The organism is Dyadobacter flavalbus, assembly GCF_006149045.1.
GTDB classification, from domain to species: domain Bacteria; phylum Bacteroidota; class Bacteroidia; order Cytophagales; family Spirosomataceae; genus Dyadobacter; species Dyadobacter flavalbus.
Genome location: NZ_VBSN01000066.1, coordinates 225,267 through 240,231, shown reverse-complemented (window position 1 = coordinate 240,231; position 14,965 = coordinate 225,267). Strand labels below are relative to the sequence as shown.

The following is a 14,965-nucleotide window of genomic DNA, read 5'->3' as shown; positions in this document are numbered from 1 at the left end:
GTTATGTATGCTTTGTGCCTTCTAAAACGCTGAAAACGTGCAGAACATGCGGAAAAAGAGCATCCATATATTCTGTAACGCCGCCTGTACTTCCCGGCATGGTGATCACCAGCGTTTCCTTGATTAAACCGGCCGCAGACCGTGAAAGCATGGCCGTTGGAATCCGTTCCTGGCCATATTGCCGCGCCGTTTCTGCAATTCCGGGAATTTCACGATCCAGCAATTCACTGACAGCTTCCGGTGTAACATCGCGGTGCGACAAACCGGTTCCGCCCGTGATCAAAATCATTTGATACTGCGCATCGCAAAGGCTTCGTATCTTGTCCTGAATGCTGCTTTTATCGTCGGGAATGATGCTGTAATCGCTTACACTGATTTTTATGGCGTCCAGTTTTTCAATGATTTTCCTGCCCGATTTATCTTCACCGATTCCGTTTGAAATGCTGTCGGAGCAAACCACAACAGCCGTTTTCAGATTTTCCGGAACTGCTTTTCTGTCGCTTTTTCCGCCTTTCTTTTCCAGCAGCTTAATGTTGTTGATTTCAACGCCTTTGTCAATCGGTTTGAGCATGTCGTACATCGTCAGGGCCACAACCGATGCGCCGTGCATGGCTTCGACTTCCACGCCGGTTTTATAAATCGTCTTGACGGTCAGTTCAATTACAATGGAAAGATTTTCGATTCTGTAATTTACAGCGGTATATTCCACCGGAATCGGGTGACAGTCCGGCAAAAGGTCCGGCGTTTTCTTTACTGCCAGGAATCCCGCTGCTTTGGCCATTTCAAAAACATCGCCTTTGGGAACGGCCCGGTCCTGAATTGCCTGAATGGTTTCGGGTTTGCTGACCTGCACCGTTGCCTGTGCGGTGGCAATCCGTAAAGTATTGGTTTTATGCGTTATATCGACCATCAAAAATCAGTAAAATTCATTAGCGGAAAGCCGGAGCTCAACTATTTTCTTTCCAGACGTATGCTCCGTTTTCTCCGATCAGTTCTTTTCCAAAAACGGGAACATTGGCCTTAATTTCTTCAACAACAAACTCGGAAGCCTCAAAAGCGGCACGGCGGTGCGGAGAAGAAACAAAAACAAACAGGCTGATTTCGCCGACCGGCACCGTTCCCAGGCTGTGATAAATATGCATGCAAGTCAGTTCAAACCGGGCAAATGCTTTTTCCCTGATCTCGTGAAATGCATGTTCGGCCATTTCTTCGTAAGCAGAATATTCAATTGCAGTAACAGTCCCGCTCTCTTTCTGGTCCGCACGGATTTGCCCCAGAAAAATAGCATGCGCACCGATACCGGTTTTGGAATGGTGGCTGGCAATGGATTTTGAAACGAACTCGGGGCTGATCGGTCCCTGAACAAATACTTTTTTGGGCTTGTGTATCTTTTCCATTCACTCGGATTTATACTTCTGAACAAGAAAATCTGGATTTATCCACCGGCAAAAGGCGGTAAAAGCGCAATTTCGGCTGACGGATCAATCGGTGCAAAGTCTTCTGCTATTTTCTGGTTGACGGCAACTTTAAACTTTTTTTCACGCAACGCCGGATATTTTTCCAGAATCTGGCTGCGAAATTTTCCTACGGTAAGGTTTTCATCCGAAATCCAGAGTTCGTTGGCGTGGCCGGTTATTTCCGCCAGCATTCCGTAATACATCACATGCACGCTCATTTATTCCGTATTTTTAAGCTTGGTTATTTCCTGTTAAGCAGTTGATTACAATCAGTCCGGATTAAACGTTTTTACAGAATTTTCTCTATCCGATATACATTTTCCTGACAGCTTAATGCTGATTGCCAACAGCTCCTGAAACCATAAACACACATTTCGAAAATGAAATTCAGAACGGCAGCAAATGTACTTCCACAAGGTCGCCTTCCGAAATGACATTCTGCGTTACCGGAAGATAAATAATTGCATTCGCAATGGCAAAAGAACGCAGCGCAAACGACTCCTGCCCATCCAGCGGAACTACGTAATCTTCTTCTACAAATGCTTTCAGGAATTCATCCCTTTCACCGTCGAATGAATAAGCATGCTTGACAGGCATTTTCAGTTTTCTGAGAAACATATCCGTTCTGCCCGTTATTTTACGGATGGCCGGAAGCACGTATTCGTAGTAACAAACGAGCGACGAAGCCGGATTTCCCGGCAGGGCAAAAAACAGCTTTTCCTGCCTTTTTGCAAAAAGAAGCGGCTTTCCGGGTTTTTGCCTTACTTTATAAAAAATGGTTTCAGCGCTAATTTCCTGTAAAGCTTTTTCCACAAAATCGTAATCGCCGACGGATACGCCGCCTGTTGCCAGCACAAGATCATTGATTTGCGAAAGTTCTTCAAGCGCATCTACAGTGGACTGAAAGTCATCTTTGGCATACTTGATTTCAATATCAGAAATGCCTTCCTGCTGCAAAGCCGCAATAAGCATGGCGGAATTGGATTCGTATACTTTGCCGTGCACAAGCGGCTCGCCGGGTTTGAGCAGTTCATCGCCTGTCACCAGCAAACCTACTTTCGGCTTGCTGTACACTTCTACGACCTGCACATTCATGCCCAGCAAAAAACCTATGCTCCCGGGGGTAAGATAAGTGCCTTTTTTTAATGCAATCGCTCCTTGCCTGATCTGTTTTCCGACTTCCCTGACATTTTTTCCAGGCGGAACCGGGAATTCATGAATGATAACCTGTCCGCTTTGCACCGAAGTATGCTCCTGCATAATAACGGCCGTTGCGCCGTCGGGAACGGGCGCCCCGGTAAAAATCCGGATTGCATTTCCCGAGATCAAAGGCTGCAGTTCGGACTGTCCGGCTCTGGACTCTCCGGTTATTTTCAGGAAAACGTCTTTTTGAATAATGTCGGAATGAAGAATGGCATATCCGTCCATGGACGACTGCCGGAAAGAAGGCATGGAAAGCGGCGCGGCAATGTCGGCCGCCAGTACAAATCCTGCTGCTGACGTCGTTGGTCTGGTTTCCGTGGCATTCAGTACGGTTTCGGAATAAATCCTTTGTTTGGCCTCGTTTACTGTTACCATAAATGCTTTGTTAAAGATCATTTCTGCAAGTTAACACATCGCGGAACTTCATTTACATTTCCGGAAAATGATTAAAAATTTTGCAGGTTTTTAAAATATTTAAAAATTTTAGAAGAAAAGTACATCGTATCCGAAAATGCACTTTGTACAATTATTTCATAATCAGCTAAGTAGCTTAAAAAAATATTTTTTTGCTTTATCAATCCTTCCAAAATGCGTCAGAAAAGCCGTTCTGTAAATTTTCCCAACAGCCATGATAAATTTTACAGACTGGTAAAATGCCAATTGTATTCATTGCTGAACTGCAAATCCCGCCAAATCGGACGTCCTTGTTTTAATTCTATACTACAAACGTACAAATAGTTCTAAATCAGATATTTACCAAAATGTTGAATATTTTTAATTCTATACCGTTATCTTTACACCCCGGCTTTATGCCATAAACCGATGTTTCACGAAATAAAAAATGCATGATAAGACTAATCTTTATGGCCTTCTCAATTGCAATAATGGGCAAATCGCCCCTGAGCGAGGTGAAGGTGGAAAAGAAGGAGCTGAAAGAAAACACCATTATTGATTCAGATCTTCTTGCTATTGACTTCTGTGGCGAAGCGATACCATTATCAGAGCTTCGAATTGCCGAGCGATACCAGAAAACGATCAGAAATTACGACAATCCCGCCTTTCGTAAGCTGATGACAAAGACCCAGAAAAGAATGAAAATCATTGAACCCATTCTTAAAAAGTACGGAGTACCAGCCGATTTCAAATATATTCCCCTTATCGAGAGCGCAATGAGCGATGATGTCAAATCACACCGCGGTGCTGCCGGCTACTGGCAACTGATGCCATCCACAGCAAAATCGCTTGGTCTGGTTGTCAACTCAACCAGAGACGACCGCAAACATCTCGTTAAATCAACGCATGCCGCTGGCAAATACCTCCGAAGCCTGCACCGGCAACTTGGCTCATGGACGCTCGTAGCAGCCGCATACAATGCCGGCCCGAGTCGCATTCAGAACAGAATGGACTCCCAGAACAAGGATGATTATTTCAAGCTAAAATTAAATTCAGAAACTACAAAATACATTTACAAGCTGCTTGCAGTGAAGGAATGGTTTTCCAATCCGGAAAGAAGCAGGGAATGGGTAAGCGGAAATGTGGTAGAAAAGCTTTCGGAATACCGGACGGAACAAAGCAAAATCCGTATGGCGCTGGAAGAAGAAATGATTAAAATTTCCGCCGACTCCTGATCAATCAATTATTTGGCATTAAATTAATAGAAAAGGTTACAATATCCTTTTCTTTGTGTTGTTATTGCAATCAGCGAAAACATTGCTGAATAACAATGTAAACTTATTTAAATGCTCTTATAATATGACAAAAGCAGAAATGATCACTGACAAAGGGACTATGCTGATCGAATTTTACGATGAGGATGCTCCTGCCACAGTGAAAAACTTTGTTGACTTATCGAAAAAGGGATTTTATGACGGTACTATTTTCCACCGTGTAATTCCTGACTTTATGATACAAGGTGGCGATCCGACGGGAACTGGCCGCGGAGGTCCGGGTTACAAAATCAAATGTGAACTGAACGGCGGTAACCAATATCATGACCGTGGCGTATTGTCCATGGCACATGCCGGACGCGATACAGGAGGTTCTCAGTTTTTCATCTGTCATGGCCGCAGAAATACGGCGCATCTGGACGGAAACCACACTTGTTTCGGAAAAGTTGTGGAAGGTGTTGAAACCGTGGACTTGATCCGTCAGGGTGACAAAATCCAGAAAGTAACAATTATCGAAGAGACAGAAGCCTGAAAGCATCTGGTTCGTAAACAAAAAATGCCCGGAACAGTCCCGGGCATTTTTTGTTGGTATGCAAGCTGTTACCAGAAATGTGCATACAGAAAACTTATGATTGCAATAACGCTTACTGCGCCGATGATGAATGTACGGTGCGGAATAAACATGGAAGCGTCAATGGCAAGTCCTTTGCGCTCATCGGGCAATACAAGACCTAAAATAAACATAACCGAAACGCATATCAGAAATACAATGCCCATACGGTCCAGGAACGGAACCTGTGTCCAGTCGGCAAACGGGAAATAGTTGTTATGCATGGCAAGTGCGATCAGGAAACCGCCGACGATGGCGAACAAAGCGCCTGCCGAATTGGTGCGTTTCCAGAAAAAGCCCATGATGAAAGCTGCAAAAATCCCCGGCGAAAGAAGCCCGGTCATTTCCTGAATAAACTGAAAACCGCCTTTTTTATCGATTCCCATGTACGGAGAAACGAGAATTGCCAGAATCATGGAAATTACGACAACAAGCCTTCCGATTCTTACAAGCGTTTTTTCATCTGCATTTTTTCCAATGTAATTTTTGAAAATATCCAGTGTAAAAATGGTTGAAATACTGTTGGCTTTTCCGGCCAGCGAAGCTACAACGGCGGCTGTAAGAGCAGCAAATGAAAGTCCTTTCAGACCAGAAGGCAGCAGGTTCAGCAACACAGGATATGCTTTATCTGCATTGATTACGCCATCCGATCCCATCATTTCGGCCTGGAACATACCTTTGTTATATAATGCGTAAGCAGCGATCCCGGGCAGAACCACGATAACGGGCATAAGCAGTTTCAGAAAAGCCGCAAATAAAATACCGTTTCTTGCTGTTTTCAGATCCGCGCCCAAAGCACGTTGTGTGATATATTGGTTACATCCCCAGTAGTTCAGGTTAACAATCCACATCCCGCCGAGCAAAACTGCCAGTCCGGGCAATTGCATGTAAAACGGACTGGTTTTTGGAAAGATCATATGAAAATGATCGTCATGGTTTTCACGCATCATTTTGATCCCGCTTATGACGCCGTCAAGTCCGGCATCACCGGAAACCAGATTAATCGCCAGATACGTTGTTGCCAAACCGCCGATTACAAGAAAGAAAACCTGAATTACGTCCGTAAAGCCAATTACTTTCATCCCGCCGATTGTGATGATGATTGCAAAAACAGCAAGCGCAATCATGCAAAACTGGAAATTAAGCCCGGATATGCCCGATACAGCAAGCGCCCCCAGATAAAGGATGGAGGTAAGATTGACCAGAATGTAAAGCGCAAGCCAGAACACGGCCATGATAAGACTTACCGTGGGATTATAACGCTGACTCAGAAACTGAGGCATTGTATAAATCTTGTTTTTAAGATAAATGGGCATGAAAAATACAGCGACGATCACCAGTGTCGCTGCTGCCATCCATTCGTAAGTCGAAATACCCAATCCCATTGAAAAGCCGTTTCCCGACATTCCGATAAACTGCTCTGCCGAAATATTGGAAGCAATCAGTGAGGCTCCGATTGCCCACCAAGTAAGCGAGCCTTCTGCCAGAAAAAAGTCTTTTGTCGATTCAGCAGTTGATTTCTTTCGCTGATAAATCCAATAACCGTAACCGGAAACTACAATGAAGTAAAAGAAGAAAACGATGTAATCAAGGGTCTGTAATTGTTGCATTTCAGATATTAAAAATGAATGAATAGATATCGCTTGTTAGTTTAAATCGAAAGGTACATTATTTTCGGAAAATAGTACAAAATCCGAACAACCATAATGCTGAATACTTTTTGTTTTTTGTTAGCTGCTCATAAATATAGCTACAAGGACATATTCCCGATGCTTTACTCTGCTATTTTCTTTACTTCCCGAACCCGCAGCGGATTGGCAGGCAATTGTTTCTTCATCAAAGCATCTTCTTTCTTTTGCATATCGGCATAAGCCTCCGCGAAAGTCTGCCCGTTGTTTATACGTGTAATTAAATCCTGCAAAGCGTTTTTTCCCGTAACGGCAAGCCAGTAGGAAACTTCCATTCCCGAGGACATATAGGCAAGCATCACCTGCCGCTGCCCTCCGCTGAAAAATCCTTTGATGGATGTTATATTTTCGAGTTCAAGTATCTGCTGGCCTCCGCCGGTATAATAAAGCCACTCTTCCATGTAATCCAGATACCGTCCGGCTGCATCCGGATTATTTACAAACCTTCTGTCCAGCATCAGCGCAGTTCCTTCATTGAACCACTGCGGGACTTCATTGGCGATTGTCCACCAGCCAAGCCGTTCCAGCAATTCCGTATGGCTCATCTCATGACTGATCACGTCTGCATTCATTCCCTGCGCATTCAGGATGACATATGAACTGCCCCAGGGTGTTCCCAAACTGCACCCGGCTCCTTCTGTGCTGTTGCAGTATTTCTGATACTGCCGGGAATCGCTGCATATGATCAGCACCGGATCTGATTTCCTGCCGTTGTAAAATGAATCCACCCGCACTGCTGACTGCCGGATAATCTTCCGCAGTACATTATATGATGGCGGTTTGATATCAGGACTGAAATAGGTTTTTCCGTCAACAGAAACAAATCCGGAAAAACGGATGAACTCGCAGTAAAATATTTGTGGGTAAAGAAAAAAAAGACTTCCCGGGATGATCAGCAATCCGGTCAAAAGAAATTTTCCCCAGTGGAAAAAAGGTTTTTGATCTGGATTTCCGGCTTTCAAAAGAAATGCTTTGGGATAGGTTTTATCAGCCACGAATACACCAACAAACACGAATGCAATGCTGAAATATTCGTGTGAATCCGTGTATTCGTGGCTTGAAAATTAATGTTTGAAGTGGCGGATTCCGGTTGTGACCATTGAAACGCCGTGTTCATTGCAGTACGCAATGGAATCCTTGTCACGAATAGAACCGCCCGGCTGTACTACCGCAGTAATACCGGCCTGCTGTGCAATTTCAACACAGTCTGCAAACGGGAAAAAAGCGTCGGAAGCCATAACCGCACCGTTCAGGTCGAACCCAAATGCCTTTGCCTTGTCAATAGCCTGACGCAAAGCATCTACCCGGGAAGTCTGACCCGTTCCGCTGGCAAGAAGCTGGTTTTCCTTCGCCAGAACAATTGTATTGGATTTGGTATGTTTACAAACCTTTAATGCAAATTCCATAGCCGTAACTTCATTTTCAGAAGGCGCCTTTTCCGTTACGGTTGTAAACTGGGAAGCAGTTTCGGTAGACAAATCCTTATCCTGCACCAAAACCCCGTTCAGAATGGTTTTAAACATTATCTGCGGCAGGTTTACAGCATTACGTTTCAGAAGAATCCTGTTTTTCTTGGATTTCAGCAGATCAAGCGCTTCTTCATCATATTCCGGCGCAATCAGGATTTCCATAAACAGCTTGTTCAGTTCTTCGGCAGTGGCCAGATCAACTTTTGAATTGGTGATCACAACACCGCCGAATGCAGACACCGGATCGCAGGCCAGCGCATTGTCATAAGCTTCCTTTGCAGTTGCAGCCGTAGCGATTCCGCAAGCATTCGTATGTTTGATAATCGCAAAAGTAGGTTGCGCACCTTCAAATTCATCAATCAGGTTAACGCATGCGTCTACGTCAACAAGATTGTTGTAAGACAATTCCTTGCCATGCAGTTTGTCAAAAATCCCTTCCAGATCGCCGTAGTACGTAGCATTCTGGTGCGGATTTTCACCGTAACGTAAAGTCTGCGAAGAAAGGCTTGTGAAATTGAAAAGATCGCTGTCCGATTTCTCCTTGTCCGCCGTAAAAAAACGGTTGATGGCACCGTCATAATGTGAAGAAACTGCAAAAGCAAGTCCGGCGTAATAACGGCGGTCTTCCAGATCAGTGGTACCGGCCTTTGCAGAAAGCAGTTCCACAACTTCTTCATACTGGCTGCGTGAAGATACGATCAGCGTATCTTTAAAATTCTTTGCAGTTGCCCGGATCAGCGAAATGCCGCCTATGTCTATTTTTTCAATGATATCCGCTTCATCTGCGCCGGATGCAACAGTTTCTTCAAAAGGATAAAGATCCACCACAACAAGGTCGATAGCCGGAATATTATATTGCTGCGCCTGTTCAAGATCACCTGAATCGTCACGACGGTATAAAATCCCGCCCATCACTGCCGGGTGCAGCGTTTTTACCCTGCCGCCGAAAATAGACGGATAACCCGTAAGTTCTTCCACAGCAGTAACTGGAATTTGCAGGCTTTCAATGAAGGTCTGAGTACCGCCGGTTGAGTAAATTTTTACTCCGTTATTATGAAGAAGACGAACCAAAGGTTCAAGTCCGTCCTTATAGTATACAGATATAAGCGCGGATTGGATTTTTTTAGACATTTCGGAATGTTTGCTGTAAAATTACAAATTCGGAAATTTTGGTAGCCAAGTTAACGAATTCTCTTGCTGTTCAATATTTCCGGACTGAAAATAAGCCGCAAAGATAGATGAAAAAAGTACGAAGTCTGAAGAGGAAAGTACTAAATATCCGAAGCGCCGTAACTTGAAATCAAAAGACAAAATCAAAAACGATGGATCTTAACCTGACAGGAAAAACAGCTCTCGTCTGCGGAAGCACACAGGGAATCGGACTTGCCACGGCAGTGGAACTGGCTGGAATGGGCGCAAATGTTACACTCGTCGCCAGAAATGAAGAAAAACTGCGGGAAGCCGTAGAAACGCTGGATACATCGGCCGGCCAGCTGCACCGCTACGTAGTTGCCGATTTTTCCGATAATGAAAATGTAAAAGATGCCATTGAAAATTACCTCCGCCTTTGTCCGGAAGTTCACATCCTGATCAACAATACAGGCGGACCATCGGGCGGGCCTGTTATAGAAGCAGAAACTGACCAGTTTCTAAAAACCTTTCAGATGCACCTGATCAACAATCATTATTTGGTTCAGTCGGTGGTTCCGTTTATGAAAAAGGCAGGTTTCGGAAGAATAGTCAATATCATCAGCACTTCCGTTAAACAGCCGATTGTCGGCCTCGGGGTTTCCAATACGATCAGAGGAGCCGTTGCAAGCTGGTCAAAAACCTTGTCGCTGGAACTTGGGCAATTCGGGATTACTTCCAACAACGTTCTGCCCGGCTATACCGAAACAGCACGCCTGGACGCCGTTCTTGAAATGAGAAGCAAGGCACAAGGCAAATCCCGTGAAGCAATTGCTGCTGAAATGCAGGCATCCATTCCGATCCGCCGTTTCAGTGAAGCCAGAGAAGTCGCAGCAGCAGTTGCATTCCTCTGCAGTCCGGCGGCAGCAAGCATCAACGGAGTAAATCTGCCTGTGGACGGCGGAAAAACGGAGAGTATGTAAAATGCTCCGTGCTAACGAGTTTAAAGATCAGAATAATTATAGCTTAAAAGTAATGCTTCCAGCTAATGGATGGAATAAGCGTCCCAAATACGGAAAGCCGATAGCTGACAAGCCTTGAACCCGATTGACGGAAGTAAATGGAATAAGGGTTTTTCCTAGCGTATAAATTATAAATCGAAAACGACCATAAAGTATAACTCGGCTGATCCGTTTTAATCCGTGTGTCTTTGGTAAAAGAAACATCCATCCGATGATAATCCGGAACGCGGTCCAGGTTTCTGGATGAATAATCCTGTACTACAACGTCGTTCAGCCGGTAAGTACCATCCGGAAAGGTCAGTGGCCGGCCTGATGTATAAACAAAATTGGTACCGAACGTCCAGCCTTTTCTCCATTTCCATTGCGTGGAAATATTGATGTTATGCGGTCTGTCTACAGTAGCAGGAAACCAGTTTCCCCGATTGATCTGCTCCGTCGGATAAATGGAACTGACTTTTGCAAAAGTCCGGCTGTAAGTGTAAGCAATCAAACCCGATACAACTCCTTTGGTTTTCTGAATGCTGACTTCAACGCCGTAAGCTTTTCCTTTGGCAGGGAGCAGATCCGTTTCAAGTGCAGCATTAAGCAGTAGTGTTGCACCGTTTTTATATTCAACCAGATTGGCCAGATTTTTACGGTACACTTCTACAGAAGTTTCAAAAGTATTGTCCCCGAAGTTTTTAAAATAACCCGCAGCCCACTGTACAGAAGATTGTGGCGGCACAAATCCGTCGGCAAGTTTCCAGAAATCGACTGGTGAAATGGCAGTTGTATTGGAAATAAGATGCAGATACTGACGGGTTTTGGTATAGCTCATCTTGACAGAACTGGATTTCCCCGTATTGATCCTGACAGATAAACGAGGCTCAAATCCGCCAAAACCGGCAATTGTTTTTCCTTTGCCAAATACAAGTGTATCCAGAATGGACTCGGAACTGCGCGGAACGGCATGCTCGTACTGAAAAACGCTTCCCGCACCGACATTCGCAAAGTGTACATAGCGGATTCCTGCATTAACTGCCAGCCAGGCAAACGGATTCCATTCATCGGAAAGGTATAATGCCTGCTCCAGAGCCTGCTCATTTTCCAGATCAATGCGCGTGATGTTGGATTCTTTCACCGGGGCTACGTTGCCGGGAGAAAGACTGTAACGCGTTATACTGGCACCGGCTTCCATTTTATGGGCTGAAAGCGGCTGCCATAAAAACCGTATATGTCCGTCATACTGATTGATTCCTGAACTGAACTGATATTGGTTCGTCGGCGCAATCCCTTCCAGCATAAAAGTATATTTACTTAAATTGGCACCGACTTCCATAGACAATGCTTTGTTGATCTGTTTGTTCCAGTTAAATGTAGCAGCTGCCGATTTCCAGCCGTAAAGCGTATCTTCAGGAAATTTGAAATGGTCAAAACTGTAATAACCTGTAACGGACACAATGCTGGTTGCTGAAATTTCATAGGATAAACGTCCGTTCAGGTCAAAAAAGAAAGCCTTGTTCTTGTTGACAGGAGCAGGAAACCGTTTGATAAGAATATCGGGATAAGCAATTCTGCCGCCTGCGAGAAAGGTCAGCCGTCTGTTTCGGGTAAGCGGACCGTCAGCCATAACGCTTGCCGTCATCAGGCCGATTCCGGTTGTCAGATTAACCCGTTCCTTGCTTCCCGTACGCGTATTGATGGCCAGCAAAGAAGAAAGGCGTCCGCCGTATGATGCAGGAATGTCGCCTTTGAACAAAGTAACATCCCGGACGGCATCCACATTGACATTACTCAGAAAACCCAGCAAATGAGATGTGTTGAAAAGCGGCGCTCCATCCAGCAATACAAGGTTCTGATCCGTCCTGCCGCCGCGCACGTTGAAACCGGCCGTTCCCTCGCCTACCGTACTGACGCCCGGCTGTAAGGTAAGTGCTTTCAGAATGTCCACTTCTCCGAATACGACCGGAATATTTTTCAAATTTCTGATATCCAGCCGGGAAACGCTCATCTGGCTGGAACGAACGTTTTCATCCGGGGCTTTTTCTTTCACGATCAGTTCCTGTAATTGCCGGATTTCGGGAGCCAGTTTTATTTCCAGCTCTGAAAAAGTTTCTTTATAAGTTATGTTCCTTGCCTGACTGAAATAGCCGACTGATGAAAAATTCACAAGCTGTTCACCTGCTTTCAGCGATAATTCGAAATATCCGGTGCTGTCCGTTGTAACTGCCGTTTTGGATATGCGCGAAACGACGGATGCATTCGGCACGCCTTTTCCGGAAGAAGCATCACTTACCCTGCCTTTCAAAATCCAGTTTGCCTGTCCGAAACCTTTTTGAGGCAAATAAACAATCACTGCCGCAAGTAGCAGCATTTTAATTAATGAGCAGAAAAATGTGTTGCGCTGATTTTCCATCACCAGTTTGCCGGAGGCGTAAGCTGACCTTGACTGTATACCAACTGACAATTTCCGTCTTCAATAAAAACGTTGCTGTATTTGATGGCGATCCGCTGTGCATTCAGGGTATCCCCCGGAATAACCGTTCTTTTTATGCTGACGGCCGATGCGCCGAAATAGCCAAGCGCAAGTACGCTCGCATCGTCTTCACGGTGAACATTTCCTTCAATGGAAGCCGGCAAAGGATCGAATAACGATCCGTTTCTTTTACGCTGTTCCTCAAAGTTCAGCCAGAACTGATATGCCGACTTGGTAAGTGAATATTGCCTTACTTCAATGTAATGCCGGCCGGCGTAATAAATCGGAGATGACATAACGGGCCTGCGGCTGATGCTGCTGCCATTTACAAGCACATCGGAAAGTACATCGGAACGGGAGCTGTAAACCGGAACCCAGCACCAGTTGCAGCAACGGCCCATTCCGATCGGCTCGCCGGTGGAAAGCCTCGGCACATACCCGTATCCCGACCAGCGATAATAATTTCCCGTTGTTGAAGGATCTTTGGTATCCAGCAGAATTACATAATGGTCCGGTTCAAAAAATTCGTCGTTGGGCCGTTCCCGGAACTCAGCGTAAATACGGTCAATATCAGCAACCGGATTCAACATTTCCGGTTCAGAAACGTAAGTAACGCCGTTTTCAAGCTGAATTTTAAGCTGATAACTTTTACCCGGCTTGCCGGTAAAAGCCGTATCCCGCATCCAGTAATTGGCTGGCGTAAGCGGGTCCTGATCCAGAAAAACAGTGTTCCCGCCAACTTCGGTTATACTGACGAGTGCTCCGTTCACAGGGATTTCAGTTTGTCCGTAAATCAAGGAATTGTAAGCTCCCGTAAAAGTCAGCTTGATCGTATAAGGCGGTTTTTCGTTTGTAATAAGCCCTTCAACGACTAGCCGTGACTCCACCGATCTGGACGGAAGCTGAACTTCATCCACACATGCCGGCAGCCAGCAGGCCAGAAAAAGAAAAACAGAATATCTTTTGAAAGTTTGCAAAACGGTATATTTCATTGCGGATCGAATTCCCAAAAATCTGTACATCCAATTTGCTGTCTGGCAGCAGAACCCTCTATTTGCCGACTTTCATAACCCCATCCCAGATAAGCCTTGTTCTTATCCGAAAACGAGACCAGCAAACGGTTTCCCTGTCCCGGATATTCCGAATGATAGCTCCATGCATTTTTGGCCGGATCATATTGCCAGATATCCCTCAATCCGTTTCCGTGCGCATCAATTCCCAGTCCGAAATATCCTTTTCCTGCTGCCGAAAACGCTGTACCCAGTTCACGGGCAACGCCCGGAAAATCAGCCATTCTTGTCCACTTGTCCTGCTCCGGAGAATAGGCATAAAGATGAGGAGCTTTTCCTGCCGTCTGGTTAATGACATAGCCAGTTCCGTTTATTGTAACTGCGGCCAGCTTTCCGGTTTTTTCAGGAAGCGGCTGACATTCTTTCTGATCCCATTTTACATCCATGGAGCGCATTGCACCTGTAAAATCTTCTTTAAGCATGAATGCATGATCATAAGTCAGAAAAAACTTTACATCTCTGTCGATATCGGTATAAAGCGGAAAAACAACACCGGCATGCTCGCCGATGTAATAGTAATTGACTGTCCACCAAAAGTCGTTCAGATATGCTTTTTTACTTGGAAGCTTGTCATCATTTATAAAACCGAATCCCATGAAAATCAGCTCTCTTCCGCCAGCTTGCCCCAATGGAAAAGCAATGGCATTATGCCTCGGAACCGGCTTCTTGCTCTCTACACTCCTCCACATTCCATCGAACTTTAAAATATCCCATTTAACAGCATCCGCGTATCTGTAAACGGCCAGTTCTGAATTGTAAAGCGGAGAAAGCAGAGCGGCACCGGTAAAATCACCGTCGGCTATCGGGGCATGAGGCAGTTTTTTCCAGCTTCCGGTTAATTTAGCAGTAAAACCTCTGCGGATCGCAATATCTTTGCCTTGATCGTTCTTGTAGTTCAGCTGCAAAGTATATGTTTTCCCGCCCTGTAACTTACCGCTTGTATACATAGTCAGCTTGAAAACACTTACCACCTCGTTGCTGCCGGCCTGAATCGGAATTTCTGCACCTGAATCCGTCAGTAGCTTAAGTTCAAAGTTGTTATCGGCAACATTGGACGTTTTGACCGTAATCTCAGCAGTGCCGGCTGCATTCTGTTCAATGGAAACAATGGAAACAGGAACAATGATATCCTCGGTAATCCCGGTTGGCGGAAAAGTCTTTTTCTCACAGGAAAATAAAATGAAGAACATAGCCGC

General features: G+C 45.1%; 13 protein-coding genes. 3 read left to right on the top strand and 10 right to left on the bottom strand.

The window, feature by feature from the left end; all coding sequences use genetic code 11:
• Window position 1 precedes the first annotated feature (1 nt).
• The 4 genes from moaCB to FEM33_RS21530 all read right to left on the bottom strand — a co-directional run bounded on the left by moaCB (window position 2) and on the right by FEM33_RS21530 (window position 3,035).
• Window positions 2–910: a bifunctional molybdenum cofactor biosynthesis protein MoaC/MoaB gene (gene moaCB / locus FEM33_RS21545; protein ID WP_139014045.1), complete on the bottom strand. Its 909-nt coding sequence runs from the start codon at window positions 908–910 to the stop codon at window positions 2–4.
• A gap of 37 nt (window positions 911–947) precedes the next feature.
• Window positions 948–1,397 carry a molybdenum cofactor biosynthesis protein MoaE gene (locus FEM33_RS21540; protein WP_139014044.1) on the bottom strand — a complete coding sequence of 150 codons (450 nt, stop codon included), beginning with the start codon at window positions 1,395–1,397 and terminating at the stop codon, window positions 948–950.
• Window positions 1,398–1,435: 38 nt separating this feature from the next.
• The gene (locus tag FEM33_RS21535) at window positions 1,436–1,675 is read right to left on the bottom strand and encodes a MoaD/ThiS family protein (RefSeq protein WP_139014043.1); all 240 of its coding nucleotides are present in this window, start codon (window positions 1,673–1,675) and stop codon (window positions 1,436–1,438) included.
• Window positions 1,676–1,844: 169 nt separating this feature from the next.
• The gene (locus FEM33_RS21530) at window positions 1,845–3,035 is read right to left on the bottom strand and encodes a molybdopterin molybdotransferase MoeA (protein WP_139014042.1); all 1,191 of its coding nucleotides are present in this window, start codon (window positions 3,033–3,035) and stop codon (window positions 1,845–1,847) included.
• Between the two features lie 488 nt (window positions 3,036–3,523).
• Here FEM33_RS21530 and FEM33_RS21525 point away from each other — a divergent pair, with 488 nt between their 5' ends.
• A complete protein-coding gene (locus FEM33_RS21525; protein ID WP_229214349.1) occupies window positions 3,524–4,288 on the top strand; it encodes a lytic transglycosylase domain-containing protein in 765 nt (254 codons plus the stop codon).
• 124 nt (window positions 4,289–4,412) lie between these two features.
• Window positions 4,413–4,859 (top strand): peptidylprolyl isomerase, encoded by a 447-nt coding sequence (locus FEM33_RS21520; RefSeq protein ID WP_139014040.1) that lies wholly within the window; start codon window positions 4,413–4,415, stop codon window positions 4,857–4,859.
• Between the two features lie 68 nt (window positions 4,860–4,927).
• Here the strand turns inward: FEM33_RS21520 and FEM33_RS21515 are convergent, their stop codons facing one another.
• The 3 genes from FEM33_RS21515 to purH form a co-directional block, all read right to left on the bottom strand.
• Window positions 4,928–6,547 (bottom strand): sodium:solute symporter family transporter, encoded by a 1,620-nt coding sequence (locus FEM33_RS21515; protein WP_139014039.1) that lies wholly within the window; start codon window positions 6,545–6,547, stop codon window positions 4,928–4,930.
• Window positions 6,548–6,711: 164 nt separating this feature from the next.
• The gene (locus tag FEM33_RS21510; RefSeq protein ID WP_229214348.1) at window positions 6,712–7,638 is read right to left on the bottom strand and encodes a hypothetical protein; all 927 of its coding nucleotides are present in this window, start codon (window positions 7,636–7,638) and stop codon (window positions 6,712–6,714) included.
• Window positions 7,639–7,689: 51 nt separating this feature from the next.
• Window positions 7,690–9,225, bottom strand: a complete 1,536-nt coding sequence (purH, locus tag FEM33_RS21505; RefSeq protein ID WP_139014038.1) for a bifunctional phosphoribosylaminoimidazolecarboxamide formyltransferase/IMP cyclohydrolase — start codon at window positions 9,223–9,225, stop codon at window positions 7,690–7,692.
• A 191-nt stretch (window positions 9,226–9,416) separates the two neighbouring features.
• Here purH and FEM33_RS21500 point away from each other — a divergent pair, with 191 nt between their 5' ends.
• The gene (locus FEM33_RS21500) at window positions 9,417–10,205 is read left to right on the top strand and encodes an SDR family oxidoreductase (protein WP_139014037.1); all 789 of its coding nucleotides are present in this window, start codon (window positions 9,417–9,419) and stop codon (window positions 10,203–10,205) included.
• Between the two features lie 43 nt (window positions 10,206–10,248).
• Here the strand turns inward: FEM33_RS21500 and FEM33_RS21495 are convergent, their stop codons facing one another.
• The 3 genes from FEM33_RS21495 to FEM33_RS21485 are packed head-to-tail and all read right to left on the bottom strand — an operon-like array spanning window position 10,249 to window position 14,959.
• Window positions 10,249–12,597 carry a TonB-dependent receptor gene (locus tag FEM33_RS21495; protein ID WP_161597205.1) on the bottom strand — a complete coding sequence of 783 codons (2,349 nt, stop codon included), beginning with the start codon at window positions 12,595–12,597 and terminating at the stop codon, window positions 10,249–10,251.
• Between the two features lie 41 nt (window positions 12,598–12,638).
• Window positions 12,639–13,691 (bottom strand): DUF4249 domain-containing protein, encoded by a 1,053-nt coding sequence (locus tag FEM33_RS21490; protein ID WP_139014035.1) that lies wholly within the window; start codon window positions 13,689–13,691, stop codon window positions 12,639–12,641.
• Window positions 13,688–14,959, bottom strand: coding sequence for a Kelch repeat-containing protein (locus FEM33_RS21485; protein ID WP_139014034.1), 1,272 nt, complete (start codon window positions 14,957–14,959; stop codon window positions 13,688–13,690). Before FEM33_RS21485 ends, FEM33_RS21490 begins: the two co-directional genes overlap by 4 nt.
• Between the last annotated feature and the right edge of the window lie 6 nt (window positions 14,960–14,965).